This window comes from Pseudomonas sp. CFBP13508 (assembly GCF_005233515.1).
Lineage (GTDB): Bacteria > Pseudomonadota > Gammaproteobacteria > Pseudomonadales > Pseudomonadaceae > Aquipseudomonas > Aquipseudomonas mercuritolerans.
The window spans coordinates 382784-409712 of the sequence record NZ_QFZZ01000001.1 but is presented as its reverse complement, the minus strand read 5'-3'; the positions used below and the strand labels follow the sequence as shown (position 1 = coordinate 409712).

General features: G+C 57.6%; 23 protein-coding genes and 1 pseudogene. 10 read left to right on the top strand and 14 right to left on the bottom strand.

The window, feature by feature from the left end; genetic code table 11:
• Window positions 1-57: 57 nt before the first annotated feature.
• Both PspCFBP13508_RS01840 and PspCFBP13508_RS01835 read right to left on the bottom strand, forming a co-directional pair.
• Entirely contained in the window at window positions 58-609 is a 552-nt protein-coding gene (locus PspCFBP13508_RS01840) for a cytochrome b (protein WP_137213466.1), read from the bottom strand.
• A 155-nt stretch (window positions 610-764) separates the two neighbouring features.
• Window positions 765-1025: pseudogene (locus tag PspCFBP13508_RS01835) on the bottom strand (universal stress protein); the annotation flags it as partial.
• Between the two features lie 513 nt (window positions 1026-1538).
• Between PspCFBP13508_RS01835 and PspCFBP13508_RS01830 the strand changes: the two are divergent.
• Entirely contained in the window at window positions 1539-1751 is a 213-nt protein-coding gene (locus tag PspCFBP13508_RS01830; protein WP_241149620.1) for a hypothetical protein, read from the top strand.
• A 44-nt stretch (window positions 1752-1795) separates the two neighbouring features.
• Here PspCFBP13508_RS01830 and PspCFBP13508_RS01825 read toward each other — a convergent pair whose 3' ends face one another.
• Window positions 1796-2716 (bottom strand): universal stress protein, encoded by a 921-nt coding sequence (locus PspCFBP13508_RS01825; protein ID WP_137213465.1) that lies wholly within the window; start codon window positions 2714-2716, stop codon window positions 1796-1798.
• Window positions 2717-2949: 233 nt separating this feature from the next.
• Between PspCFBP13508_RS01825 and fnr the strand changes: the two genes are divergently transcribed.
• The 4 genes from fnr to PspCFBP13508_RS01805 all read left to right on the top strand — a co-directional run bounded on the left by fnr (window position 2950) and on the right by PspCFBP13508_RS01805 (window position 7471).
• Window positions 2950-3690, top strand: a complete 741-nt coding sequence (fnr, locus tag PspCFBP13508_RS01820; protein ID WP_137213464.1) for a fumarate/nitrate reduction transcriptional regulator Fnr — start codon at window positions 2950-2952, stop codon at window positions 3688-3690.
• Between the two features lie 71 nt (window positions 3691-3761).
• The gene (locus tag PspCFBP13508_RS01815) at window positions 3762-4952 is read left to right on the top strand and encodes a cation:proton antiporter (RefSeq protein ID WP_137213463.1); all 1191 of its coding nucleotides are present in this window, start codon (window positions 3762-3764) and stop codon (window positions 4950-4952) included.
• Between the two features lie 223 nt (window positions 4953-5175).
• Window positions 5176-6516, top strand: coding sequence for a putrescine-ornithine antiporter (potE, locus tag PspCFBP13508_RS01810; RefSeq protein WP_122880791.1), 1341 nt, complete (start codon window positions 5176-5178; stop codon window positions 6514-6516).
• A 49-nt stretch (window positions 6517-6565) separates the two neighbouring features.
• The gene (locus PspCFBP13508_RS01805) at window positions 6566-7471 is read left to right on the top strand and encodes an amino acid ABC transporter substrate-binding protein (RefSeq protein ID WP_137213462.1); all 906 of its coding nucleotides are present in this window, start codon (window positions 6566-6568) and stop codon (window positions 7469-7471) included.
• 41 nt (window positions 7472-7512) lie between these two features.
• Here PspCFBP13508_RS01805 and PspCFBP13508_RS01800 read toward each other — a convergent pair whose 3' ends face one another.
• Window positions 7513-8424, bottom strand: coding sequence for a universal stress protein (locus PspCFBP13508_RS01800; protein WP_137213461.1), 912 nt, complete (start codon window positions 8422-8424; stop codon window positions 7513-7515).
• A 212-nt stretch (window positions 8425-8636) separates the two neighbouring features.
• Between PspCFBP13508_RS01800 and PspCFBP13508_RS01795 the strand changes: the two genes are divergently transcribed.
• The gene (locus PspCFBP13508_RS01795; RefSeq protein WP_137213460.1) at window positions 8637-9200 is read left to right on the top strand and encodes a GNAT family N-acetyltransferase; all 564 of its coding nucleotides are present in this window, start codon (window positions 8637-8639) and stop codon (window positions 9198-9200) included.
• A gap of 53 nt (window positions 9201-9253) precedes the next feature.
• Here the strand turns inward: PspCFBP13508_RS01795 and PspCFBP13508_RS01790 are convergent, their stop codons facing one another.
• The 4 genes from PspCFBP13508_RS01790 to PspCFBP13508_RS01775 all read right to left on the bottom strand — a co-directional run bounded on the left by PspCFBP13508_RS01790 (window position 9254) and on the right by PspCFBP13508_RS01775 (window position 12886).
• On the bottom strand, window positions 9254-10177 hold the full coding sequence (locus PspCFBP13508_RS01790) for a universal stress protein (protein WP_038861627.1): 924 nt from the start codon (window positions 10175-10177) through the stop codon (window positions 9254-9256).
• Between the two features lie 96 nt (window positions 10178-10273).
• The gene (locus tag PspCFBP13508_RS01785) at window positions 10274-11515 is read right to left on the bottom strand and encodes a DUF4010 domain-containing protein (protein WP_137213459.1); all 1242 of its coding nucleotides are present in this window, start codon (window positions 11513-11515) and stop codon (window positions 10274-10276) included.
• 37 nt (window positions 11516-11552) lie between these two features.
• Window positions 11553-11777, bottom strand: a complete 225-nt coding sequence (locus PspCFBP13508_RS01780; protein ID WP_136493466.1) for a hypothetical protein — start codon at window positions 11775-11777, stop codon at window positions 11553-11555.
• A gap of 35 nt (window positions 11778-11812) precedes the next feature.
• Window positions 11813-12886: an NAD(P)-dependent alcohol dehydrogenase gene (locus PspCFBP13508_RS01775; RefSeq protein ID WP_137213458.1), complete on the bottom strand. Its 1074-nt coding sequence runs from the start codon at window positions 12884-12886 to the stop codon at window positions 11813-11815.
• Between the two features lie 254 nt (window positions 12887-13140).
• On the opposite strand from PspCFBP13508_RS01775, the gene PspCFBP13508_RS01770 reads away from it, so the two are divergent.
• Window positions 13141-14067: a universal stress protein gene (locus tag PspCFBP13508_RS01770; protein WP_137213795.1), complete on the top strand. Its 927-nt coding sequence runs from the start codon at window positions 13141-13143 to the stop codon at window positions 14065-14067.
• Between the two features lie 752 nt (window positions 14068-14819).
• Here PspCFBP13508_RS01770 and PspCFBP13508_RS01765 read toward each other — a convergent pair.
• The 4 genes from PspCFBP13508_RS01765 to PspCFBP13508_RS01750 all read right to left on the bottom strand — a co-directional run bounded on the left by PspCFBP13508_RS01765 (window position 14820) and on the right by PspCFBP13508_RS01750 (window position 21660).
• On the bottom strand, window positions 14820-18524 hold the full coding sequence (locus PspCFBP13508_RS01765; RefSeq protein ID WP_241669483.1) for an SIR2 family protein: 3705 nt from the start codon (window positions 18522-18524) through the stop codon (window positions 14820-14822).
• Window positions 18525-19592: 1068 nt separating this feature from the next.
• Entirely contained in the window at window positions 19593-20363 is a 771-nt protein-coding gene (locus PspCFBP13508_RS01760) for a molybdopterin-dependent oxidoreductase (protein ID WP_039760272.1), read from the bottom strand.
• On the bottom strand, window positions 20360-20980 hold the full coding sequence (locus PspCFBP13508_RS01755; protein WP_110599401.1) for a cytochrome b/b6 domain-containing protein: 621 nt from the start codon (window positions 20978-20980) through the stop codon (window positions 20360-20362). The genes PspCFBP13508_RS01760 and PspCFBP13508_RS01755 overlap by 4 nt, the downstream gene beginning before the upstream one ends.
• A 71-nt stretch (window positions 20981-21051) precedes the next feature.
• Entirely contained in the window at window positions 21052-21660 is a 609-nt protein-coding gene (locus PspCFBP13508_RS01750) for a hypothetical protein (RefSeq protein WP_137213456.1), read from the bottom strand.
• Between the two features lie 215 nt (window positions 21661-21875).
• On the opposite strand from PspCFBP13508_RS01750, the gene PspCFBP13508_RS01745 reads away from it, so the two are divergent.
• Window positions 21876-22571 carry a heavy metal response regulator transcription factor gene (locus tag PspCFBP13508_RS01745; RefSeq protein ID WP_039760267.1) on the top strand — a complete coding sequence of 232 codons (696 nt, stop codon included), beginning with the start codon at window positions 21876-21878 and terminating at the stop codon, window positions 22569-22571.
• The gene (locus tag PspCFBP13508_RS01740; RefSeq protein ID WP_039760264.1) at window positions 22544-23932 is read left to right on the top strand and encodes a heavy metal sensor histidine kinase; all 1389 of its coding nucleotides are present in this window, start codon (window positions 22544-22546) and stop codon (window positions 23930-23932) included. The genes PspCFBP13508_RS01745 and PspCFBP13508_RS01740 overlap by 28 nt, the downstream gene beginning before the upstream one ends.
• On the opposite strand, the gene PspCFBP13508_RS01735 is transcribed toward PspCFBP13508_RS01740, so the two are convergent.
• Window positions 23904-24410 (bottom strand): nuclear transport factor 2 family protein, encoded by a 507-nt coding sequence (locus PspCFBP13508_RS01735; protein WP_042609814.1) that lies wholly within the window; start codon window positions 24408-24410, stop codon window positions 23904-23906. The two genes, PspCFBP13508_RS01740 and PspCFBP13508_RS01735, sit on opposite strands and share 29 nt — an antisense overlap.
• Window positions 24411-24489: 79 nt before the next feature.
• Complete coding sequence (locus PspCFBP13508_RS01730; protein ID WP_039760604.1) at window positions 24490-25248, bottom strand: SDR family oxidoreductase; 759 nt, start codon at window positions 25246-25248, stop codon at window positions 24490-24492.
• A 267-nt stretch (window positions 25249-25515) separates the two neighbouring features.
• Here PspCFBP13508_RS01730 and PspCFBP13508_RS01725 point away from each other — a divergent pair, with 267 nt between their 5' ends.
• A complete protein-coding gene (locus tag PspCFBP13508_RS01725; RefSeq protein WP_241669482.1) occupies window positions 25516-26928 on the top strand; it encodes an MFS transporter in 1413 nt (470 codons plus the stop codon).
• Window position 26929: the final 1 nt, after the last annotated feature.

The following is a 26929-nucleotide window of genomic DNA, read 5'->3' as shown; positions in this document are numbered from 1 at the left end:
CGCAGCCATGCGCTTGCGGCGAGCATTACTTTCGACGAACAGCGCAAGATGCTTGCCTCAAGAGCGGGCACGCTCAATCAACATCCTCTGCAACGTGTTGTCCTTCACCCAGTAATGGTGGAACAGCCCCGCCAGCGCGTGCAGGCCGATCAGCCAGTAGCCGGCACTGCCAATCCATTCGTGCCAGTACTTGAGTTGTTTGGCCAAGTCCGGGTCAATAGCCACCGGCGCCGGCACATGGAAGCCGAAGTACGGAAACGGCTTATCGCCCGCCGCGAGCATCAGCCAGGCCAGGACAGGCGTGACAATCATCAATCCATACAGCGCCAGGTGTGTCAGGTGCGCGATTGCGGTCTGCCACGCCGGTGGCTTGGGGATGATCGGCGGACGCGGGGTCAGGCGGCCGATCAGGCGAATCCACACTAACGCGAAGATGCTTGCGCCGAACAGGCCATGCAGGCCCATCAGCAGGCCGCGTCCCTCACTGCCCTTGGGCAGGTAGCCCTTGATTTCGACGCACGCATACACCCCGACGAACAACGCCAGCATCAGCCAGTGCAGGATGATTGAGAGTTTTCCATAACGGGTTACAGCGGTGTCGCGGATCATAGGAAACGCCTCGTGATTGTTTCGCTCGAAATTATCCATGAACAGAAGCGCAAGGGTTATCACCTCAGCCCATCAAAGGCGAGTAAGTTTCGAGCAGCTGCCCCTTGTCGACGAGTCGGCAAGGGGCTGTTCGGCAAGGCGCACCGTTGTTCGTTCTAGACCGCCAGTACGCTGCAGGGAACCTGGTACAGAATATGTTCGGTGGTACTTCCCAGCAGTTTTTCCAGCCCGTGACGTTGAACCCTGCCCATCACAATCACGTCCACATCGTGCTCTTCGGCAAACTCACTGATCGCCGCCACGGGATGTCCCTCCCTGCTATGCCTGTGCTCGGCCGTCACACCGAATTTCCCCGCCAAAGCGCAGTAATGCGCTTGCAGTTCCTTGCGCCGGGCATTCATCAGTTCCGAAACCGTCCAGTTGTTCACCAGGGGAATGGCGCAGGGCCGGGTTGATGATCAGCAACAAGTGTTGATATTGGCTCATGTTTGTCTCCAGAGAGATGGACATCTGCGCTCATGTCACTCGCAGCTGACCCGGGCCGAAAGAATCAGACAACAACGCCAATCGAGGTTGCGCCATAGCCCGGCGACTTCCTTGATAAATGTCATATGCAAGGCCCCTGGTGCGCGTCCTCTCCCTGAAAAACCTGAATATCGAGGCTTGTCCACCACCCTTGCGCAAGCGCCTGGAAAACCGACAAAGCGGCGATGAAACTGGCGAGCGACATTGATCTGGATCAATCGCTGCGACGACAAACTGGATCGAAATAGAGTCATGACTCGGCTGCGCCCGCATCTCGGATCAGGGACAGTCACAAGCTGCTCGAACGCGTGAAAGTTACAGATGCGGCCACAGGGTGACAGGTCCGCAACCCACCCTCATTCTTGCTTTGCGAGGTTCACGATATGGTCATCAATGATCCAGCCATGACAACTGCCAATGTCCCCGACGCGATCGATGACAGTGGCGCACTGTTTCACGAAGCCGATCGGCTCAGCGAACGGGCCTATGCCGTCCTTGAAGAGCCGTTTTCTCCAGACACCATGCACAAGTTCACTGAAGCGAGGAAACGCGCCGATGAGAAATATCGGCACGCCTGGCAACAATGGCAATACGCACACGGCGGGCGCAGTCACTGATGGATTACCCCCAACCGATTACCATCAACTGCTGCGATGACCGGTCAGGCTGTGGCAGGCATTGCCTTGACCATCAACAAGCTGCATGGAGCCCGGTTCATCAGGCATTCGGCCGTGCCGCCGATAAAGCCGTCCAGCGCTTGATGGTGACAGATGCCGAGCACCAGCAGATCGAACGCGTGCTGCCGGGCGAAGTCTTCGATCACCCGGTAAGGGACACCTGAGAGCATGTGGCTGTGCTGTTCATCGAGACCATAGCGCTCGGCCAGCGTATCGAAGGCTTCCTGCTGAGTGTCGTTGATCGCATCGCACAAGCTGTGGTCCAGGCTCAAGTTCGGCACGCTCATCGCCGCATCACCCACCACTGACCAATTGGCGACGTTCAACAAGTGCAACGATGCATCGCATTTCGACGCCAATGTCGATGCAACGCCGAGTATCCGGTCGTTGAGCCCTTGGGTCAGATCCTCGAGATGCGACAGGTCAATGGCCGCCAGTATCTTCAAGGGTTTCGGATGTGCGGCCTCGGTGACCAGATGCACGCAGGCGGGACAATCTCGTACCAATAGCCAGTCCAATGGCGTATGAAACGTTTGAGTGAGCGCTGGAACATGGTGAGCATCCTTGATCACCAGATCGACATGAAAGTCATTGATGTACTCAAGTACATGCGCCGGCGTGGCCCTGGCCCAGACCACTTCGGTGCTGACTTGCACGCCAGCGCCACGTTGAAACCGGGCCTGCTGCTCCAGCCACTGGCGATGCATCTGCAAATAGCCTTCACGCGCTTGCGCCATGGCGTCGTGGTCGATCAGGCCGGCCAACGCCAGGGACTGGACATGATCGAACGCCACGATGTGCAATAACGCGCCACTGGCCCGAGCGAGCGCCTGGGCGCGATCAAACGCCGGGGTGCGGGTCATTTCGGCGGGTGCGATCAAAAGAATGCGTTTGAGCCTGAACATCACGTGTATTTCCAGTCAGCGCCATTGGACGATTCTGCAACTCTGCCAACCGCCACGCTTGATATGCATCAAGTCTCCCCATTAACCCTGCAATACAAGAGCGGCGAATAGCCCGACGCCTCTGTGATTCCCCTCCCCGCCGTTCGTCCGTAATCACGCCGACACCCCAAACGAAAGGCACGTGCGCTGCGAAGACTTCTATGCTTATCACACTCATTGGAGGCTGCTAATCCATGCTTGAAGCCCACTCGCCCCCGCCGATTCTCAAAACTGCCTGTTCCAACTGCAGTGTGGTCGAGTTATGCCTGCCGCTCGGTTTGACGGGCGCGGAGGTCGAGCGGCTCGACACGCTGATCGTGCAGCGATACAAGGTGAAGAAAGGTGCCGCGCTCTACCGGACCGGGGACCCGCTGCGCTCGCTGTACGCTGTTCGGATAGGTTCGTTCAAGACCAGCGTGGTCTCCGTCGATGGGCGCGAGCAAGTGACCGGTTTTCATATTCCCGGCGAAATGCTCGGGCTGGACGCCATCAGCATCGATCAACACGCGTGTACTGCGTATGCGCTGGAAGACAGCGAAGTCTGTCCGATTCACTTCGCACAACTGGAAAAACTCGCGCAAAGCCTTCCCTCCCTGCAGCACAACCTCAACAAGTTGCTGAGCCGGGAAATCGTGCGCGATCACAGCATGTTGATGCTCATGGGCAACATGAACTCCGATGAGCGCCTGGCGGCTTTCCTGCTCAACCTCTCGCAACGCCTGAGCTCCCGTGGCTATTCCTCGAAAGAGTTCGTGCTGAAAATGCGCCGCGAAGAAATCGGCTCCTACCTTGGGCTGCGTCTGGAAACCATTTGCCGCGGCATTGCCCACTTGCGCGATCAGGGCTTGGTGGAAATCACCGCGCGCGACGTGAGAATCCACAACATGGACGGCCTCAAGCAGATGGTGTCGGGCTGCAACCGCCAGAGTCATTGAGCCCGTCCAAGCTCGCCTGAGAAGGCCCGTACTGCCATGGCTGTGGCAGCCATCACAACAGGCAAGCGGTCATGTATCAGAACCTCGCCCTGCTTGCCGCTTTCCTTCTGACCTACAGCATATTTGCCGGGCGCTTCGAGTCACGTCTGCTCAATGGACCACTGATGTTCATGCTGGCGGGGCTGATTCTCGGCCCGGCGTTTCTGGGTATTCTGCAACCTCGGATCGGTAGTCATGGGCTCAGGATTCTTGCAGAACTGACATTGGCGATCGTCCTGTTCAGTGATGCAGCCAATGCTGATCTCAAGGTGCTCAAGGCGCACGAGGGATTACCGCTGCGCTTGCTGTTGATCGGTCTGCCGCTGACCATGCTGAGTGGCTGGCTGCTGGGCATCTGGCTGTTCCCGCAGGCGCCCTTGATCGAGTTGGCATTACTGGCAATCCTTCTGGCCCCCACAGACGCAGCGCTGGGCAAGGCTGTCGTGAGCAATCCCAAGGTTGCGGCGCCCGTGCGCGAGGGATTGAACGTGGAAAGCGGGCTCAACGACGGCATTTGTGTTCCGGTGTTGTTGATGTTCCTGGCCTTGTTGATCGAAGAGCACACGCAGTCCCCCCTCTCGCTGGCGATAGAGCTGTTTTTCGAGGAGCTCGGTATCGGCGCGCTCATCGGCGGCACCCTGACTTTCATGGCCTGGCTGATGCAGCGCTACTCTGGAAAACATCACTGGCAGACACCGATGTGGTCGCAGCTGACGCTGCCCGGATTGGCTGTGCTTTGCTTTGCCACCGCCCAAACATTGGGTGGTAGCGGGTTTATCGCCGCGTTCGTCGGCGGGCTGCTCGCCAGCTATCTGTTTGCTGAACAAAAACATGACCTGCTCAAGGCCAGTGAAGAGTTCGCCAGCCTGCTGTCGATCATCACCTGGGTCGTGTTCGGCGCGTTGGTGATCCCTTCGGTCTGGAGCAGTTTCACGGTCGATGTCTGGCTGTATGCGTTGCTCAGTCTGACCGTGATTCGCATCGTGCCGGTACTTGTCAGCCTGGCGGGAACCGGCTTCGATTTCGAAACCCGCCTGTTCATCGGCTGGTTCGGCCCGCGAGGTTTGGCCAGCATCGTCTTCGCCATAATGATTTTGGACTACCCTCTGCAAACCGGTCGGACGTTGGTAGCCGTGGCGGCCTGTACCGTTTTACTCAGCGTGCTGCTCCATGGCTTGAGTGCCAATCCATGGGTGTCACGGCTGGCAAATCGGATTAATTGATAATTGTCAGAAATGCCACCGTCTGCCGCGACTAGGGTTGTGACGGGACGTGATCAAGCTTCTGCCCGAACAACCCTCACAGCGCAAGGAATGGGCAGGCGCATGAGCCTTTTCAGGCAGTTGCTCAGATAGTCCGTCGCCGTTTTCGTCGGCAGCCTGAGCCTGTCTCCCAGTGCGTTCGATGGCTGAGCGGTGACGCGTTGCGCAAATCGAGGGAACTCCGATGGCCGACTCAAGCAAGAAAATGAGCCTCATGGGGCTCACCACACTGGTGACGGTGAACATGATGGGCTCAGGCATCATCATGCTGCCGACGAGCATGGCCCAACTCGGGGCTGTTTCATTGCTGTCATGGATCGTCACCGCTGTCGGCTCGATGGCTATCGCGTACTGCTTTTCCCAATGCGGCATCTTCTGCCTGCGCTCAGGCGGGCTATCCGCCTACACCGAAGAGGCGCATGCAAAGTCAGGCTTTTTTCTGTGCTCTTACCTGTACTTCCTGTCGCTGGCCATCGCCAACGTGGCGGTGGCCATTTCGGCAGTGGGCTACATGACGTCGTTCATGCCCTGGCTGGGAAGCGGCGCCATTCCTTTATTCGTTGGAACGGTCGGCCTGCTCTGGCTGACCACCGTGGCGAATTTCGGCGGCCCAGGCATCACCGGCAGGATTGGCGCGGTTACGGTGTGGGGGGTGATCATTCCTGTAGCGGGCTTGAGCATCATCGGTTGGTTCTGGTTCAAACCGGAGCTGATCATCGCCGCCTGGAACCCGAATCAGCTACCGATATCCGAGGCCATCAGCAAAGCGATTCCCCTCACGCTCTGGGCGTTTCTCGGCATGGAGTCGGCAGCCCAGGCCTCAGATGCGGTGGAAAACCCCAAGCGCACCGTACCGCTGGCCTGTCTGTTCGGCACATTGGGCGCAGCGGTGGTCTATGTGCTATCGACGACGGTCATTCAGGGCATTATTCCCAACGCCGAACTGGCCAACTCGTCAGCGCCTTTCGCGCTCGTTTATGCGCACATGTTCAATCCCCTGGTCGGCAACATCATCATGGCGCTCGCGGTGATGGCCTGTGTCGGCTCGCTCCTGGGCTGGCAGTTCACCTTGGCGCAAACTGCCAAAGTGACCGCTGATCAGGGCATGTTTCCAAAGTTTTTCTGCAAGGTCAGCGCACGCAACGCCCCCATCGTCGGGATGCTGGTCTGCGGCGTCCTGCAGACCTGTATGGCGCTGTCGACCATTTCGCCGAACGCGAGCGCGCAGTTTGGAAAACTCGTCAGCCTCGCGGCGGTGACCAACCTGATTCCCTATGTGACGGCAGCCACCGGGCTGCTGGTGATGATGTACAAAGCCAGAGTCAGCGCCGCCGTATACACGCGCAATACCCTGCTGTTAGTGGTTGCCGTGGCCTATTCGTTGTATGCGCTGTATGCCTGCGGCAAGGACGCGGTGTTCGGCGGCATCCTGGTCTTGGTGTTCGGCTACCTGCTTTACGGTTTCCTTGCCAAACGTTTTGTCGATGCCCCTGCGCCTGTCGGCCCCCGGCCTGATAACCCTTGATCGAAGTCTTCGGTACAGCACAGATATCTGAATTCGAGGAACCGCGCGCATGAACGTGAAACTGATCAGAGCCCACCACCTGCTGCTCGCCTGCGTCCTTGCGCTGCTACCGGTAGTGACCCATGGCAACACGCTGGAGCGCATCCGTGCCAGTCAAGCGATCATCCTTGGCTACGTGCCTGACTTCATGCCGTTCAGTGATCAGGACGCCGATAAAGCCAGCGGTTATGCCATCGATCTCTGTCTGAAAATAGCCGACAAGGTCAGGATCGATCTGAATCTGCCGGCGTTGAAAATCCAGTACCAAGCGGTCTCGCTCAACGACGAGATGAACGCCGTCAGTTCCGGCAAGATCGACATTCTTTGTACGCCGACCCCACCCACGCTGGCGCGGCGCAGGATCGTCAGCTACTCGGTGCCGATTTACACCGCTGGCCTCTCGGCTGTGGTGCGCCAGGATGCGTCCGAAACCTTGCTCAATGTGCTGAATGGCAAAGTGGCCCATACCGGGCCAACATGGCGAGCCACGGTGAACCGTGGTCTGGCCAATCAGACCTATGCCGCCATTGCTGGTGGTGTCACCGAGACGTGGATACAACAGCAGATGCGATTGCTGGGTGTAGTAGCCACGCTGGTCACCGTAGAAAACGCAGAAGCCGGTCTGAATCTGGTTGCCAATGGCAAAGCCGATGCCTTCTTCGCTGAACGCATGCTGCTCAAACATCTGCTGACCAGAAATTATCCATCGGGCAACCTGGTGCTGCTGGAGCGGATTTTCGAGTACGCACCGACGGCGATGGCAGTGGATCGAGAGGATGAGGACTTTCGTCTGCTGGTCGACACTGCGCTGAGTGACATGTACCGATCCGGCGAAATTGAACAGGCATTCGACAAACATCTGGGCGGCGCCAGCAGTGCCGCCAAAAAGCTCTTCAGGATCTATGCAATACCCTAGCGAGCCAGCGAACAGGCCGGCTCGCTACGCTGCGATCATGCTCACCGCACAGGCTCTTTCCTCACCGCCAGAATGCTCCCCGGCACCGAATACAAGGCGCGCTCGGTGGTGCTGCCGATCACGCGTTCGATGCCCACGCGATGAACCGTGCCCATCACCACCACGTCGGCCAGGTACTGCTCGACGAACTCATTGATGACCTGCACTGGATGGCCCATGACGAAGTGTCGACGCTCAGGGGGCACGCCGTGGCGATCGGCAAGGGCGACAAAAGCCTGATGCAGTGTCTGACGCAGTTCGTTGGCCAAATCTTCGTTCCAGCCACCGTTGATCATTGGTGCATCGCCGTTGAAAGCGGCGGACAAATCGTAGGCGCAGAGCAGGTGCAACGGCACGTCGCATTGCACCGCCAAAGCGTTCGCCGACCGTATGATCACGTCGTTCAAGCCACTGATTTGGGTATCCGGATCGAACGGGTCCACGGCTGCCACGACACGATGCGGCAACGCATAGCGAATCTGATTGACCAGATGCACCGGGATCGGACACTCACGCAGCAGGTGGCAATCGAGCGGCGTGATGAACACGCGTTTGAGCGCCGGTTCCAGTCGCACGTCCTTGATCAACAGGTCGGGCTTGAGCACATGGACGGTCTTGAGGATGTCCAGCAGCGGATGGCTGGAGAAGACCACGTCAACGGTGCCGTCCAGCCCCTGGTTGCTGAGCTGCTCGAGCTCATCGGCCACCCAGCGCCGGTAGCGCCGCTGATAGCGCTGAGCATCCACGTCATCGATTTTTTCCTCCCACAGATGGGTGATCGGCACCGGCGAAACAAAGGCCCGCACATCCAGCGCCGCCCCGCTCGCCTTGGCCAGCGCGATGGCACGCAGCATCGCCGCCGATTGATGCAGCGTCTGGTCGGCGACCAGCAACAGACGTTCATATTGGCCCATCACACACCTCCGCTCGGCACCGGCGCGGTGGGCCGGCAGGCTTCAAGACTGCGCCCGCTCGCCCTTGCCCGGCGTTGATTTACATCAAGCCCGGGTCAATGAAAGAGGCGTCTGATGTAGATCAGATGTCGCCGTGGGCAACCGCGTAGAAGGAAGGCAAGCGGACGCTTTTTCACCGTCCGCCAGCCTTTCGAACCGGATGGAGAATGACCATGCTCACCGTCAAAGACCACAACGATCAGGCCGTGGCCGCTTATGCGGCGGTCGCCGGACAATACTGGATTGAGGCGCTCAAGGACGGCCGCCATGTATTGATCCGGCCCCTCACGGAGAAGGATCGCCTGCGCGAATACGACTTCATCAAGCGCCTGTCGCCCGAATCCAGGCACATGCGTTTTCTCGCCCAGATCAGCGAACCCGGCACCGCTCTGCTAGACCAGTTGATGGACACCGATAACAAACAGCGCACCGCCTTCATTGCACTGGTTCACGAGAACGGCAAGTTGATCGAAATCGGCATCAGCCGCTATGCCGGCACAGGCGCCCATCAATGCGAGTGCGCGGTGACGGTCGCCGATGAATGGCAGCACTTGGGGCTGGGCACGTTGCTGATGGAGCATCTGATCAAGGCAGCCCGCCGCAACGGATTCCGCCAGATGTACTCGGTCGATGCCGCCAGTAACGCGGCGATGCGCGATCTGGCCAAAAGCCTGGGCTGCGAAACCCACAATGATCCGGACGACGCACGCCAGGTCATTCATCGTCTTGACCTGTAAATGAATCGCCCCGAGGTGGGTCGGCCAACGACGCACCTCGGGGCGATCGTGTTTCAGGATTGCAGTGTGGGTTGCGGCTTGATCGCCAACACACTGCAAGGTGCCCGATGCAGCAGCTGTTCGGCGGTGGTGCCTAACAACTTGCTCAAGCCGTGGTGCTGCACTGTGCCCATGACAATGACGTCAATCTGCTTGTCGATGGCGAACCCGCAGATACTGCGCACTGGTGCGCCCTCGATGAAGTGCCGGCATGAGACCGGCACGCCGTGGCGCTCGGCCAAGGCCGTAAATGCCTCATGCTGCGCAGTGCCCAGCGCTTCATGAATCCCGGTGGCCAGCGGCAATGCGCCGAACCCCATGTCCGTGGCGTAAACCGCCGTCCAGTCGTAAACATGCACCACATCTAGACTGGCATCGCACTGCGCGGCGAGTTGGGCGGCGGCATCGATGATCTGATCGTTGAACACGCAGTCCTGCTCTTCGCTGCGCAAGACATCGACGATGGCCAGCACACGGCGTGGGCGCGGATGGGTGTCGTCGGTCACCAGATGCACCGGCACCGGGCAATCGCGCAACAGTTGCCAGTCCAGCGGGGTGTAGAAAATACGCTCCAGCACGGACTCGTGCTGCACATCCTTGATGATCAATAGCAACGGCATTTCGTTGATGAACTGCAGGATCTCGGCGAAGGGATCCTGGACCCACATCACTTCGCTGGTGACCATGATCTGATGCCTCGCCAGCAATGAAGCCTGCTCTGCGAGCCACTGCCGGTGAGTGCGCAGATAACCATCGCGGGCGAGGCGGATCTGCTCGGGGGCAAACAGCCCTGCCACGGCCAGCGCCTGCAAGTAGTCGAAGGCCACGATGTGCAGCGGCAACTGCATGGCCTGGGCCAGTGCAGCCGCGCGCTCGAACGCCGGCGTGCGCTCCATGGCTGAAGGAGCGATCAACAGTAAACGCGGAGTCTGTGACATGGGATACCTCGGCGGCCAGCCAGGAGAAACAGACTTCAGGGTGAGTGCTGTGGCCATTGGCAGCTTGATCTTTATCAGCAAGAGCACCGATTGTGCTCAAAACAGCACAGTGCCCGCCCACATGGCCAAGGTCAGCAATATCTGGCCCGGGATCACGCAGGCAGAGAAACGCCTGCCGCCGCTGACCCACGCCACCACGCATTTGCTCACCGAGTTACTGCTGACGGCAATCAGCGCTGGCACCGCTATCGAGTCATAAGGCACCTGGCCCGCCTTGGCCAGGCTGGCGATGGACGCTGTTGCAGAGTGCGCATCGGCAAAGCCCGAAAGCATTGCGGTCAGCCACAAGCCTGCCTGACCAAAGTGGCTGAGCATGGCCGAGGAGACGAATGTGATGCCGGTAAGGGTCAGTGTCACGATGACCGCGAGTTTCAGATTGAACGCTCCTGCCGTGTCGACCGGCTTGCTGCGGCTCCCTCGCGTGGGGTCGGGGAACATCAGGCAGGCGCCGTACAACATCGTAGCGATCAAGCCGAAGAGCAGTGGCGCCCATAAACTGTTCAGCAGATCCGCATCAACCATCGTCAGGATCAGGCCGATCTGTATCACCGTCGCGAGATTGGAAAAAATCGCCGCCGCGCTGAGGATGCGGATGTTGTCCGGCTCATGGGCAAGGCGTTGGCCCATGGTCGCGATCGTCACGGTACTGGAGGCGAAGCCGGATGCAATCGCGCTGATGACGTAGCCATAGCGCGAGCCCAGGGCGCGGACGGCAATGTGGCCGAACGCGCCGACCAGCATCAGCAACACCGTCACGGTACAAATGGTGCGCAGATTGATCGCGGCGTACGGGCCGATATATCGGTCCGGTGCCAAAGGCAGTATCACCAGCGCTGCGATCAGCAGGATCAGGCCATCACGCATTTCCGTTTCGGACAACTGGCTGTTGGCAAAGTGATGCAGCGCCTGGCGATACGCCAGAAGGCCCGCAATCACCACGCCAAGGGCAATGGCCAGCGCCGGCGCAGTTGCGCACAACGCGCCCAGGACCAGCACCGCGATCAACGCCACCTCGCTGGTCACCCCGGGATCGTCGCTCTGACTGCGCCAGTACGCGACGCTGGTCAGCAACGTGACACAGCCGGCGATGATCCCCAGCAGCAGGCCGCCGCCGACTAGTAACGCGACATATCCCAGCAGCGCGGTAATGGCGAACGTGCGCAAGCCGGCGCAGTGTCGCGCATCGCCAGTACCCTTGTGCCGTTCACGCTCAAGACCGATGAGCATGCCGATCCCCAACGCCGCAGCGGCGCCGGACAGATCAAAAACCTCATTCATGGGTAGCGTCCCGCAGGGTTTGCGCACCCTGCTCGGCTTATGGCGAGCATTCAACGCTTGCGCTGATGCGGCGAGCCGTTGCCGGCCTTGCTGGCAACGACTGGGCAAACGCATTCGGCCACTCGTGAGGGGCGTTGATACGGGCCTCAAGCACCTCGACAAATTCCTGCGCAGCCTTGAGGCTCCTGAAGCCCACATCCCAGTCATCCATGTGCACGACCCAGCCGTGGGGAGCGTGTTTTTCAGTGATCTTGATGTTCATGGAAACCCCGGTTTCAGCGGCACGCCAAGGTGCTTTCATGGAGTGATTGCGACTTTCATGACTCCGTCGCGTTGATGAGCGAACAACTCATACGCCTGCTCGATGTCGTCCAGTCTGAAACGGTGAGTCACCAGCGGTGACAGATCGACGGCGCCGCTCTGCACCACGGCCATCAGTCGACGCATGCGTTCCTTGCCGCCCGGGCACAGGGTGGAAACGATGCTGTAATCGCCCAATCCGGCGGCAAACGCGCCGAGCGGGATGTGCAGATCGCTGGAATACACCCCGAGGCTGGACAAGCGCCCGCCCGGGCGCAGCACCCGCAATGCCGACTCGAACGTGCCTTGGGTGCCCAGCGCTTCGATGGACACATCCACGCCACGGCCATCGGTCAATGCCATGATCTGCTCTACCACATTGCCGTCCTTGAAATTGACGGTATGGGTCGCGCCCAGTCGGTGCGCCATGGCCATGCGTTCGGCCACCGCGTCGACACCGATAATCGTGGTGGCGCCCTTCAGGCGTGCTCCGGCCACGGCGCAGAGCCCGATCGGGCCCAATGCAAATACCGCGACAGCGTCGCCGATGGCGATCTCGCCGCGCTCGGCCCCCGAGAACCCGGTGGACATGATGTCCGGGCACATCAGCACCTGTTCATCGCTCAACTGATCGGGGATCGGGCACAGGTTGGCCTGTGCATCCGGTACCAACACGTACTCGGCCTGGCAACCGTCGATCGTGTTGCCAAACTTCCAGCCGCCGATGGCCTTGAAGCCGTGCCGGGTGTCGGGGCCGTCCTGCGAGCCGCAGCCACACAGGCACGCGTAACTGTGCCCGCTGGGGGTGATGGCCCCGGCGATCACCCGCTGCCCTTCGACAAAACCGAGTACTTGCGAGCCCAATCGCTCAATGATGCCGACCGGTTCGTGGCCGATGGTCAGTCCTCTGGCCACTGGGTATTCGCCGCGCAGGATATGCACGTCGGTGCCGCAAATGGTGGTGGTGGTCACGCGGATCAACGCATCCAGCGGCCCGACCTCGGGAATCGGCTTGTCATCGAGCACGATGCGGTTTTTTTCAACGAATATTGCGGCTTTCATGGTGGCCATGATGGCTTTCCCTCCGCCGACAGGTGAGTGCAGAGCAGAGCTTGAGCCGCGGCGGCAGGGTCGTAGTTGATAATGGTCAACTATCCGAGGATCAGTGGTCTTGCTCGACCGTACATCCGCTCACGACCACGCGCTGATGTATGGTTGATAAATATCAACCCCGTCCTGCTGGCTCGCTCCAGGATAAGCGCATGCGCCACTATTCATTCCAGGCATGCACGCAATGCCTGGGTGACTACCTCGGGAGTTCTGTCATGTCTGAGCAATCGCGTTTCATGCTGGTCGTGTCGCCGCTGATGAAAAACAGTCCGGCGTTCGACCGCGCCGCCGCACTGGCCAAAGCGTCGGATGCCGCACTGCATATTGTCGCGTTTGATTATCTGGAGGGCCTGGCGACCGCAGGAATGGTCAACGAGCAAGCCCTGGAGCAGATGCGCCTGGGCTATGTCGAACGCCATCATCAATGGCTCGAAGACCAGGCCCGGCCGCTGCGCAAGATCGGGGTGACCGTCACCACCGAGGTAGTCTGGGTGGACAATCCTTTGAAGGAAATCCTCATTCATTTGAAGGAACAGCCGATGGCTGTCCTTATAAAGGCTCTGGAGCACGAATCAGTTCTGTCGCGACTGATGTTCACCCCGCTGGACATCCATCTGTTGCGCGAATGCCCGGTGCCGCTGCATTTTGTCAGCCAGGTTCAACACGCTCTGCCACGCCGAATCGTCGCGGCGGTCGACCCCTTCCATCGTGATGGCCAATACCAGGGCCTCAACGATCGCATCCTGCGCGAAGCAGCAAGACTGGCCAGTATCTGCAATGGCAGCCTGGACGTGATTTATGCCCACGACCTATCATCGATCAGCGCTGCCGAGTTCGGCTTCAATAACGCGTCCGCGATCTTTTCTTCCAGCGCAGCCAAAAAACTGTTCGAGGCCCAAGGCGAAGCCTTCCAGGCGTTGGCTGAACGTAACAACATTCCAGCAGAGAACCAGCACATGATTGTGGGCGATCCCGCCAAGGTGCTTTCCAGCTATGCCGATGCTTACGACATCGATGTGATCGTAATGGGCCGCGTCACCCATCGAGGAATCGCCCGACTGGTTGGCAGTACGGTCGAGCATCTGTTGTACAAAATGCCTTGTAGTGTGTGGGTGGTGGCGCCGGAAACGCTTACTCGCTGATGGATGCAGTCGACGCTGAAGAAAGGAGTGGATTTCCAAACACCAGACGGTGACGGAGTGGCCAGTCAGGAGCGTGGAAAACATTTCCATTGCACAATAAATAAGGGCTTGCATGACATATGTCATGCAAGCCCTTGATATTTATGGTGCCCGAAGCCGGAATCGAACCGGCACGCCCTTACGAGCGGGGGATTTTAAGTCCGTAATTTTTTTCTTTTAAATCATCCGCTTAGGGACATGATTTTTCCGCATCGCACACATTTCTTATCCGTTCCAAGACAGCAAAATCAGTACCTCAAAATAAATTGCGGAAAGAAACCGGGCTGTAGAGAGGCCTGGCCGTCACCGTGCGCCGGTCGACTGGATCTCAGATCAGTTGAGCCATACTCATGGAAAGATGATCAGTCAGCAGTACGGAGCGTGGACCAAGGACGACGGACCGGACGTGGTAGATAGGCTACAGATCGACATGAATCTATCACTGGTAACTGTCGCCCCATCTAGCTAGGCAGAAAGGATCGGTGTACCCAGCTTACAAGGGCCCGGTTTCCGAGGTGGCAAGAAAGGGTGCCCACGCTTGGGCTAGGTGTAGGGGCCAATTGACATAGGCAGGAATTCCACCTGTCAGTCTTCAAGGGCCGCTATCGGCCATTAGCGGACGGTCTACTAGAGCTCGTGCGGTCAAAAAATAGTCGTCGGCTACCCAGGAAGTCCGAGGAGAATCGTTGAGTTTCGTCTTGGAAGGACAATATTTAGCTTCGCTCAACAAGATCGACAAGGCGTAGATAACGCGAGTCTGATTTCAGGTCAGGTTTGGTTTCCGCGATCAGAGCTAGTACCTTCGGCAACTCGTATGGAGGACGTATGAGAACCAAGGGTGTAACTCTGTTAATTAAATCCAGCGTTGTCTCAGGAAACAAAACGGTGATCGGCTTTTCATCGTTTAAATCTCGAGTGAACCGGTAGAACGGATGGTCATTTGTCTCCACCGCTACCAAAAACTTCTTTACCGCTTCGTAAACTGCGGGAAAGTTATCCCCGGTGTCATCAAGCAAGCCTATCCATGCTCTCATCGATTTTGAGGTTCTGTATCGGCGTTCTCTGGGCCAGTCTTTGTTGATTACAGGAATGACGTGCTTGATCCAGCCGTTTTCGTTTTTCTGCCCAACTTGACCCAACCAAAAAATGAATCGGTTTCGAGTGTCATCGGACATAGCTCGTAAGACTAAACGAAGTTCTCCCTCGGAGAGCCCGCTAGGCTCACTTGTGTCAAATATGCGCATGTGGCCTAGCCAGTGCGCGGCTCCGACTGAGAGATCTCGATCCCATGAAAATCCTTCAACCCACGGGAATAGGTTGAGCAGGAGCGGTTTGATGATCTCTCGCAACGATCGTCTAGGCACTTGGTTACTGTAGAGAAATCCGTTCCATGCGGGCTCAGACGCTGGATGTTCGAACGCCAACATTGGAACAAATCGTTCCTCAGCCCATTCCGGGTCTATAAACGCGAGCCAGTTCAGCATCCTGCTTACTATTGATACGGCATGATCCGAGCCTTCACCGGGCGCAGCTAAAAGACGTTCAATTCGAGACTTGATGTGGTCTGGAATTAGTGAACCCGCTACCTCCTGCAGCTCTCTAGGCACTGCGTTTAAAAGGGCCTCAGTACACATGCCGACCGGGCCATTGATTGCATGGCCATATGTGCGCGTAGACTGTTCAATCAGTTTTCCACCTTGATGGGTTTTACCAAGACCACTCTTCGCTGCCTCTGCTCCACCGCTCAAGATACCTTCGACGATATGATCGTATACTCGCCAACTGAGATCAGCATCAAACTCAAGCATTGTCACCAGGTTCTGCTGGAGCCATCGGCCCAAGGTATGGTTCAGTTTGGCGATAAATGCTTGTGGGAGCTGTGCAACTCGGGTCAGGAATACCCGCCTCAGTCTGGGAGTGGTTTCTGCCGGGAATTCATTGATCATGGAAGACCAGAGTGCCTCTGGATAGTCGCCAGCCTTTCCAGCAATCGTCAGCGCAGACAATGCCTTTCGCGGTTTGACTTTTACCAAGCCAGTGAAGGGTCGCCTCTCAGTAAAGCTGCCAAAATCACGCTTCAACTCTTCCTTTGCCTTCGAAACTACCTCGTTTATGGGGAGATCCAAGACTGCATCTGGTTTTTCGTCCGTGCCGACCCAGCCGGTGTATGAGCCGTGCTCGATGACCGTTGAAGTCGCCCAACCGTCGTTCCAATCAGCAATACCTTCAGTCATCACGGCAAGCCGTTCACTGTGAGCAGCTGCAAGTTCGCAACCTTGAAGTTCGAGATATCTCGCGTATCTAGCCGCGAACTCGCCTCGCAGCCGATGGAACTCCTCGTCAGACCAGTGGGCCTGCTGATCGGGGCCTGTCAAGATGCGGTCGATGAGTTGATTACGACTCGTCTCAGAGAGTTCTTTCCATCGGTCAACGATCAGAAAAAGCAGCTCTCGGGCCACATCAATGTCCCAAAAAGCTTCTTGATCTAAAAGTAACACTTGCTCGGCAATCGAGTCGGCCTCGAAGAGGTCGACTTTATTGAAGGCATAAAGCTTGAGCTTTCGGAAGAAGTACCGCTCCGTAGCGGGCCAAGTCATCGCATGCGCTATTGCAAGTACCGGCCATTTGGCAATCATTTGATCGAAAAGTTGAACAAACCAAACCACCGCCTCCGCGGGTTTCGTGATGTACTTTTCCCCGTCGACTTCGCGTACCGGATAGCAGGTCGGTGTACGGAAGTACATGGTCTCGATATCCCCCAATAGCCCTGAGGCGAAAGTAAGCTGCTCCTGAAGGATGCCAAATACCTGCGGTAGTAGGTCGTCGGGAATGTCTAAATCTTCGTCGTGCTTATCAAGGAACATAACTTCATACTGACCGAGGTCGCCGAGGTGAATGTCCATCCAGGATGCTGAGGGAGGCTTGGACTGCCCCAGACCAATCGGTCGCTTGATCTCCAAACGCGGAGTCGTAACCTTCCGGAATTCTCTTAGGACACTAGCCGTCCATCCTTCCACATTGATCCGTTCCCTCAGGCTAAACCATTCGCCATCCCACTGACGATTGCGAGGATCTCGATGGTGTTCGAGGATGAGATTCCAGATATGGCGCGCTCGTTTTTCGAGAGTTTTTGAGTGATCCAATTGCCACTCGATTTGTTGAAGAAGTCGCGGATGCAGACCGTTCTGTCGGATCGCCCACCAAGCCAGCACAGGGCTTACAATGGCCTTGCTGATCCAGGTGATAAGGTGAGCAAGCCTTATTGGCGTCGCCTTGAAACCTTCTGCTTGGCGACCACCGAGCCGATGAAACTCGTGTGGATTGTCGTCTTCATCTCTCCAAATTAATAGATTGTCGTTGCTTACGCCCTGCTTGCGATCTTCATCAGAGATATCGCTCAGATCGTCATCAAGTCCGTATGCGACCAGAGGATCAAAGGTCTCTGCATCAATGCCATAGTCACGTACTGATTCAGCCGATCGCACATACGCATCCATCACACATATCCATTCAGGATGTGGAGTCGGATTAGCTTCCGAGAATAATCTAGCGCCCTGTATCGTGCGAAGGGCATGAGCAACTTGGCCGCGCACATGAGGGGCAAGTACTTTCGGATCCTGCTGGGATTGAGCGATTACGGATGCACGCCATCTACGAGGATCATCAGCTCGCTCTGCCCAAGCTTCCATGCTCGTCCACAAGTCCGAGTGATCGGAATAGGCTATGGCTGTAACCCCTCGGTCACGCCATTTAGCTTCGATGTCCTCAGGAAGCCCACGGTCAAAGGCATAGAGTTGAGATCGATCATACTGGCCGTCATGGTTAAGGCCCTGAAGAAGATATTTGACGGGCGGGTCTTCTGCCTGATAACCGACTAAAACGACGGTATGTCGTTCTAGGAGGTGCCTGATAAAGTTGGTAGCCCATCCTTCTGATAGGTACGCACGTCCGAAGTCCGCGCTGCTAAGCACGTAGGGATGAGTTTCAGAGGCCGCCTCCACCAATCGCCCGTGAAGATAAGTGATCCCCTCAATTTTCGATCCGAAGTTCAGATCGGGAAAAGCAGGCGGCACGTGCCGGACCAGATGCCCTCCCACATGCCCGACTTCGAACAATCGGTCGAAGTTCGTCGTGACAATCTGCGGCACGCCGTTTTGACTTGAAGAAATCCGCTTAATCAGATCGTGTTCACGTCCCACATCTTTGATTTGTAAAGGAGCACTTAGTCGCTCCGTGACCAGTGCGTTAACTTCATCCTTACCGTATTCCAGGTGGAGGAGGTTGAAGATTTGGTCGAGTGGGACATTCGCAGCAGATTGATCATCCAGCCATGGCCGAAACGCGGCCATAATTTCTGAATCGGCTGGCGGATCAAAAAAATCAATGACGTGCCGAGTAAGACCGACGAAAGTAGGCATTCCAGATGGTAACGAAACTCCGGCGCCGCACAGAAATACGACGCGGCCAGCATCACAGCGCTCGAGGAGGATATCTGGTATCGCAGGGCCATCGGGATGGAATCTCATAAGTTCAATTCATCAATGCGTTAAAGTGGTCATACCGGAGCGGCAAATACGCTTTCGACGGTAGGGCTACAGATGCTGAGTCGCACAGTATAGGCGTGCATCGACAGTAACTGCCGTCTCCATCCCCATGTACTATGTTCATAGCTAACTTCTCATCCTGAAGGGTATCGGCAAGGGACCGCTTTTGGCCGAAAGCGGCCGTTCACGAACGACTACCTTCGGCCAAAAGTAGCCCTGATGGCGGGCTATAATTCTCTGATGCTCAGAATAAACGGGGGATGACAGCGGGGTGGAAAAATAGGCTGTAAGTCGACGCTGCCTCATAACACCACCTTCGCCACGGTAGAGAAGCCATCGGGCTTTCTACTTCAGGCGAACGAAAGACCATTCAACGCTACAGGTGAGAATTGGCGGTATGTGCTTCTCCCTTAATAATACTGGCCTACGGCGAGCAAGCTCTCGAGACACGTCTAATCATAACCCCTATCCTCCGAGCTTGACCGGTTGAGGAAGGAGCTCTCGGCTGAAGAGGGATTGCGACGGCGAAAAGTCCGTATCCCAGGCGAACGCAGTGGCGCTCGAACAATCTCGGTCGGTACCCAGGTGACGGTTAGCGGCGAAAGAGCCACTGCAATGGCGAACGCATTCAGTCCCCCTGTGCCGATAACATCAGAGCAGATAGCCCTTTTTTCGCCATTGAAGGTACATGCGGCAAGATTATCAAAGAGCATCCGAGTGCGAGCTTTATCTGACTGTTGTAAAGGTGGCCTGGACTGAGCCTGCAAGAGAGATTGGAAATCTGCTCCATCACTCGTTGCCCGCATCCTGGGTTCTGATGTTGGCCAGTCGGATGGTGCTGGCGGTACTGCAGAAATACCGGTCATCGGCATGCCTCATATCACGCTTGGTGTCATGAATCTCGCCAGTGTTCCTGGCGTGACAGTTCCGTTCTTTGCTTCATCAGATCCCGCTGAACCAGTTGTAGCCCTGGTCTTCCCAATACCCGCCCGGGTTGTCGTTGCTGACGAAAATCTCGACAACATGCTTGGGGTTTTTGAATCCCAGTTTGGTGGGGACCCGAACCCTCAGCGGATAGCCGTACTCGGGCGGCAGCGCCACGTCAGCGTAATCCAGTGCCAACAGCGTCTGCGGGTGCAAGGCAGTCGGCATGTCCAGACTGGAGTAGTAACGATCGGCACATTTGAAACCGACAAATTTCGCTGTGGTGTCGGCGCCGATGTGTTCCAGGAAGGTTTTCAGCGGTACACCTCCCCATTGACCGATCGCGCTCCAGCCCTCAACACAGATCAGCCGAGTGATATCGCTGCGTTGCGGCAGCTTGCGCAAGCTTTCGAGTGTCCACGGCGCCTTGTCCCTGATCCGGCCGGAGACGGCGAGCGAGTAACTGGTCAGGTCTACTTCAGGGATATCGTCCTGACCATAGAAAGCGTTGAACGGAAACGGCTTGGTGATCTGCGCGCGGGCGAAGGTCGGCGCCAGTTTCCGTCCACTGAACAGCCACGCCTGGACCCGGTCGTTCCAACGCGACATGGCCCAAAGCACTTTGTCGACCTGATCGCCGTCCTGCAGGTTGCAACCGGTCAGCATCGACATCGCGCCAACCGTCAGGCCGGCCCGAAGAAAATGCCGGCGCTGAATGTTTTCCAGTTCAAGCTGTTGCGCAGGTTCAATCCTGACGCGCTGACGCGTTGTTATTTTAAATTCAGTCATGACCCATTTTTCTCGTTATTAGGCGTCCGCACTCCACCCGTGATCATTGGCACCAGGGTTTTTGGTACCAGAATCACCAAGACCAGGTGAATCACTACAAACGCTGCAATCATCGCCATGGCCGCAAAATGTACGTAACGAGCAACGTCATAGCCGCCCAGTAACGCGACCAGCTCTTGAAGTTGAACCGGTTTCCAGATCGCTACACCCGAGATCACGATCAGTACACCTGCCGCCAGCACGATCCAGTACATCAGGCGCTGTACTGCGTTATAGACACCCTTTTCATGCACCAGCCGAAAGCGCAAGGCATCGGTCAGATCATGCTTCAATGCGGCAATGCCGATGGGCAGCAGCTCACGTTTGAAATGACGACTGGCCAACCCGTACAGCACATAGATTGCGCCGTTGATCAGCAGCAGCCACATGAACGCAAAATGCCAGGCAAGTGCCCCGCCCAGCCAACCGCCCACGGTCAATGACACCGGAAACCTGAAACTGAACAGTGGCGAGGCGTTGTAGATAGCCCAACCGCTCATGAACATGCAGACCATGCAGGCCGCATTGAGCCAATGGGTGAGGCGAACCGGCCAGGGATGCAGTTTCTTCTGTCTCACGTGGTTCCCCTTGCAAGCCTTCCGTGTAGCGGAGCGTTGCCAGACGGCAACGCTCAAGCTTTCTCAGATGATTACATCGGTGGCTGGAAGCCATCCTTGCCGACTGCAATGCCGCGTGCGGTGCCATCTGCAGCGGGGAACACGACGATTTTCGTTCCTTTGACCAGCTCATCGGCTTTGCCTGGCTCGACGTAGGCGATAGGCACGTCATCCGGCACGACGATTTGTTTCTCGCCGCCCTGGTAGTTGACGGTCAACGTGCGGCCGTCGGTTTTGGACAGTTTGCCAACGGTGCCGTTGGTCATGGTGCCAGTGCTACCGTCTGCGTTCTGCCAACCGTAATGACCTTCGCCGCTGCCCTTGAGCCTGGCGTCGAATACCGTGACCTCAAGCGCCTTCAAGGTTCCGTTGGCCTGCGGGATGGCCGCCGAGCCGATGAAGCTGTCGGATTTGATCGAGTCGATATTGGCCTTCGATACCCGGCTGATACCGGTCTTGTCAGTCAGTCCGATCGTCTGCTGCGCGCCAGAGCGGACAGTGAAGGTCAGCGTTTTGTTGCTGACGCTTTCCACCGTACCGCGCAGTGGTTTGATGACCGGCATGTCGGCGGCGGTGGCAATGACGGCAGCGCTGAGCATCACCAAACCGAACGTGGTAGACAGGGCGTTTTTGAGTTGCATGGCGACGATTCCTCATGGGTTGATGTGTCGCCATCCTCGACCGCAGACCGGGACGTCACGATGACCGCCGAATGACAATTTTGTCATTCGCCAACCCTGACCATGAATGACAGAAATGTAACCGACTGCGCCCGCTCATCCCGTTACACTGCACAGCCGAGATACCGATGTCGCGGACTGAATCCCGTCATGAAGAAACCCGAGCGCGCCTGACGATGCATATCCTGCTGATCGAAGATGACACCAAAACAGGTGAGTACCTGAAAAAGGGGCTCGGTGAGTCCGGTTACAACGTCGACTGGACCCAGCATGGCGCTGACGGCCTGCACATGGCCTTGCATACGACCTATGACCTGATCGTGCTGGACGTGATGTTGCCCGGGATTGACGGGTTTCAGATCATCGAGCTGTTGCGCGCCAGACAAGACGTACCCGTGCTGTTCCTTACCGCGCGCGACCAGTTGCAAGACCGCATTCGCGGTCTGGAACTGGGCGCCGATGATTACCTGATCAAACCTTTTTCGTTTACCGAACTGCTGTTGCGCATCCGCACTATTCTGCGCCGCGGTGTCGTGCGCGAAGCCGACCATTTCCACCTTGCCGATCTCGAACTGGATCTGGTCCGGCGCCGCGTGACCCGCCAACAACAGGTGATCGTGCTGACCAACAAGGAGTTCGCCCTGCTCCATCTGTTTCTCCGTCGAGCCGGCGATGTGTTGTCCAGGACACAAATCGCTTCGGAAGTCTGGGACATGAATTTCGACAGCGATACCAACGTGGTGGACGTCGCTGTCAAGCGCCTGCGCAACAAGGTCGACCAGCCCTACCCGATCAAGCTGATCCATACCATTCGCGGTATCGGCTATGTCTGCGAGGTGAGGCCATGCGGTCCCGACGCCAACCCTCGCTGACGCTGCGATCGACCGTGGCGTTTGCCATGGTCGCGATGCTGGCCGTGGCCGGCGCGGGCTTCTATCTGTATCAGACGATGAAGGCCTCGGTATTGGTCTACAGCGATCACGCGGTGATGGGCCGTCTGGAGCATTTTCGCAAGCTCCTGCATTACGAACTCGCCATCGAAAAGCTGCGCGACAGCCCGCAGATTTTCAAGAACATGCTCGACAGCGAAGACGACATCTTCATCATTGAAGAGCCGGGGCAGCCACCGGTCATCCAGGTCAATCCACTCAACGTCACGTTGCCTGAACTGCCGGTGATCGGCCAGGACACAAAGCTGAGCGTCAGTGATCTGCGCAGCGGCGTGACCGACTCGGGAACAAGGCTGCGCGCCGCCTCCGTAGTCACGACGTCGGGTGGCCGTGTAGTCCGATTGACGGCCGCCCACCTTATGGGCAAGGAAATGGCGATGCTTGCAGCGTATCGCGAGCGCATCTACCTGGCCGTGGCCCTTGCCTTTCTGGCAACCGCGTTGCTGGGTTATCTGTTATTGCGTCGCGGGCTGCGTCCGCTGCGCAAAATGGCCGCCCATGCCGCAGCCATAACGCCTGAGCGTCTGCACAGCCGTATGGACAGCGCCGATACGCCGGTTGAATTGCAACAGCTGAGTGACGCCTATAACGCGATGCTTGATCGTCTTGCTCAGGGTTATCAGCGACTGACGCAATTTTCCGCCGACCTTGCCCATGAAATCCGCACGCCGGTCGGGTCGTTGATGGGACATTGTCAGGTTGCCCTTCGCCAACGCCGTAGCGAGGACGAATATCAGGCGCTGATCGCTTCGAACCTTGAAGAACTCGAACGGATCTCGCGCATCGTCGAAAGCATTCTATTTCTGGCGCGCGCCGATGAAGCGCAAGCCGTAGTGGAGCGCCAGCAACTGTCGCTGCATGACGAATCACAGCGCATCGCTGAGTATTTTGAGGGTTTGGCTGAAGAGCGGCGAATGAGCTTCCAAATAACGGGCGATGGTATCGTGCTCGCTGACCCCTTGCTGCTGCGCAGAGCGTTGAGCAACCTGGTGGCGAACGCTGTTCGCTACGCTTACGAGGGCACCGAGATTCTGATACGGGTATTGGAAACCCACGGAGGTGCCCGGATTGAGGTGGAGAACCAAGGGCCGGTGCTGGGCGACGAAACCCTGGGCAAACTCTTCGACCGCTTTTACCGTGGCGATGCGTCTCGGCACCAGAATTCCGACTCCTACGGGCTTGGCCTCGCCATTGTCGTGGCCATCATGCAACTGCATGACGGCCACGTGGGTGTCGAACAGCCAAGGGCCGGGACTATTCGTTTTTCGCTGTCGTTCCCTTGAGCTGCTCGAACGGTGCAAACTGTTCTTCGCCCGCTGCGGGTACCCAATCTTTTAACGGCGTCAGGAAATGCATTTCAAAACGACGTGACAGGAACGCCCACTTTCCGTCCCGACGTTCAAACCTGTCGTGGTAAAGACCGCTGACTTGCACCGGGCCTTTTTCAATGTCATGAAACAGGCAATCCGCAGCTACCGTGCCCACTGCGCTGTCACCCTCGATTTCAATAAGCGGGTTGGCCATCCAGTGGTGCATATGGGGCATCTGGCGCCAGCTGTTTTGCGCCATCGCCAGGATTTCGTCACGGTTTCCAGCCTGGCCAAAACCCGGTAGATCCAGTGTCGACTCTTCGTGCCAGATTGAGCTAAGAAGCGAGGCGTCGATGCGGTCGAAAGCATTGGCGTAGGCGCTGATCAGCGACTCGATGGCGGCGCGACTTTCCAGGGCGTCCAGTCGGGCTGTCAGTTGTTCATTGTTCATGATGAGGTTTCCTGCAGGGGCTGCGCATAAGCGAGGAAGGCAGCCCTGCGCGAGGGCTGCGCTACGGTTGAGCACGTGGTCAGATCTGCGACAGGCCGCCGTCGACCATCAACTCCACACCGTTGACATATTTCGCATCGGCAGACGCAAGAAACAGCGCCGACGAGGCGATTTCCTCAGGCTCGGCCATGTACCCCAATGGCGTGATCTGCTCGACGTGCTGACGCAGCGCGGCGACGTCGGTTTCGCTCATCTTCAAGCCGTTATCCATCAGCGGTGTGCGGGTGAAGCCAGGGCTCAGGACATTCGCTCTGATCTTGCGACCTTTGAGTTCGTTGGCCCACGTCCTGGCAAAGGAACGTACCGCGGCTTTGGAGGCGTTGTAGAGGCTCAGTCCTTCCATGCCATTGCTGGAACAGATAGAGGCCGTCAGCACGATCGAAGCGCCATTTTTCAACAATGGCATCAACGTCTGTACAGTAAAAAAGACTCCCTTTACGTTGATGTCGAACATGTTGAAATAGGCGGCCTCGGTGGTCTCGCCCAGCGGGTTCTTTTCACAAATACCCGCATTGGCAAACACTGAGTCCAGTTGATCGCCGTGCGCCTCAATCGTCGCCTTGAGCTCGTCCAGATCAACCTGGCGCGCGACATCGGAAATGACCGCGACCGCCCTGTCGCCAAGCTTGGCCACCGCAGCCTCCAGCGTGGCTGCAGAACGCCCGGTGATGTAAACGCGCCTGGCGCCCTCGGCAATCAAACCCTGTGCAATCGCAAATCCGATCCCGGTGGACGCGCCGGTGACGACTGCGACCTGATCAGCGAATTTACCTGACATAACTGACTCCTCGATTTCGGTTGTGTGGCTCGACTGGAACCACAGTGCGGCCATTTTGCGAGGAGGCAGGGGCGCAGCGGCACTGCCATAAATGAACATTGGCCGTTCATTTATGTGAGGCGTCAGCCAGGGTTTGATCGTTTAGATTGAAGTCAGCTTATTCAAAGCATGACTCGCAATCGAAAATATTCTGGAGCCGAAGGGTTTCAGAAAGGAGACCTTATGCCTGAGAAAATAGTAGCCCTTCCGGAACAGCGGCGCTGGCTGATGTTCGCCATCCTGTTGGTCGGTGCATTCTTGCCGCCGCTGGATTTCTTCATCGTGAACGTAGCGCTGCCTTCGATTCAGCAATCGCTGGGCACGGCCTCCTCTGCCGAACAGTTGATCATCTCTTCTTACGCGGCGCTGTATGCCGTGACACTGATCACCGGCGGAAGGCTTGGCGACATCTTTGGCCGCATGAGAATGTTCTTCGTTGGCCTGATTGGCTTTGCCGTCGCCTCACTGATCTGCGGCGTCGCCGAGTCACCCTGGGTGTTGATCGCCGGACGCTCGCTGCAAGGCGTGACGGCCGCTGTCATGGCGCCGCAGGCACTCGCTTCAGTGCAGGCGATATTCCCTGAGTCGGAAAAACCCTTGGCGTTGAGCCTGTACGGTGCGGTGTTTGGTTTGGCGTCGGTAGTCGGCCAGGCACTTGGCGGGATTCTGATCTCGCTCAACCTGATGAACCTGGGCTGGCGGTCGATATTTCTGGTGAATCTACCGATTGCGTTGCTGGTCATTCTGATCGCCATCCCCGTGGTCAAGGAAACCCGCGCACCCCAGACCAGCAAGCTGGATCTGGGTGGAACGCTGTTGTCGATGGTGACGCTTGCGGCGCTGATCGTTCCACTGATCGAGGGACGTGAAGCGGGCTGGCCGTGGTGGGCCTGGCTGTCGCTGGCGGCGGTGCCACTGCTGGCCTGGCTGTTCTGGCGCTACGAAGCCCGCTTGTATCAAGCGCAAGGCGCGCCGTTGCTGAACCCTGCTGCACTGCGTGCGCCCGGGCTGGGCCGGGCATTGCTGGTGGCGCTGACTTTTTACGCGATCGGCGTGTTCTTCCTGCTTTTTTCCATCTATTTACAGGGAGCGCTGCATACGAGCCCGCTCAGTGCAGGTCTGGTCTTTCTGCCATTCGGCGCTGGTTTCTTGCTGGGGCCGCTCGCCACCCATCTATTCCGGCGTTTGCTGGGGTCTTATGTGAATCCCTTCGGAATGGCACTCGAAGTGCTGGGGTTCGTGCTATTGGCCTGGCTCGTGGCGCACACGCCAACCGCCGTCACGCCCTCTGCGCTGTCCCTTGCCGTGATTCTCTTTCTGATCGGTTTCGGACAAGGACTGGCCCTTCCGACATTGATGCGCATGATCACTGGACGCGTGGCACCGGCGTATTCCGGCATGATTGCGGGCATCACCAGTTCCACACTGCAAATCAGCACGGCACTGAGCGTAGCGATCATCGGTGGCATTTTTTACACGCTTCTGGGCAAGGACACGGACGCGGCGGCCATCACCCACGCCTTCACCGTCGCCATACTGTGCATCGCTGCGTGTCTGGTGGTAGGCGCAGGACTGAGCCTGAGTCTGGCGCGCCAATCTGCTGCAGAGCTGCAAACGGCGGCCATGCAGCCGGCAGAGTGAA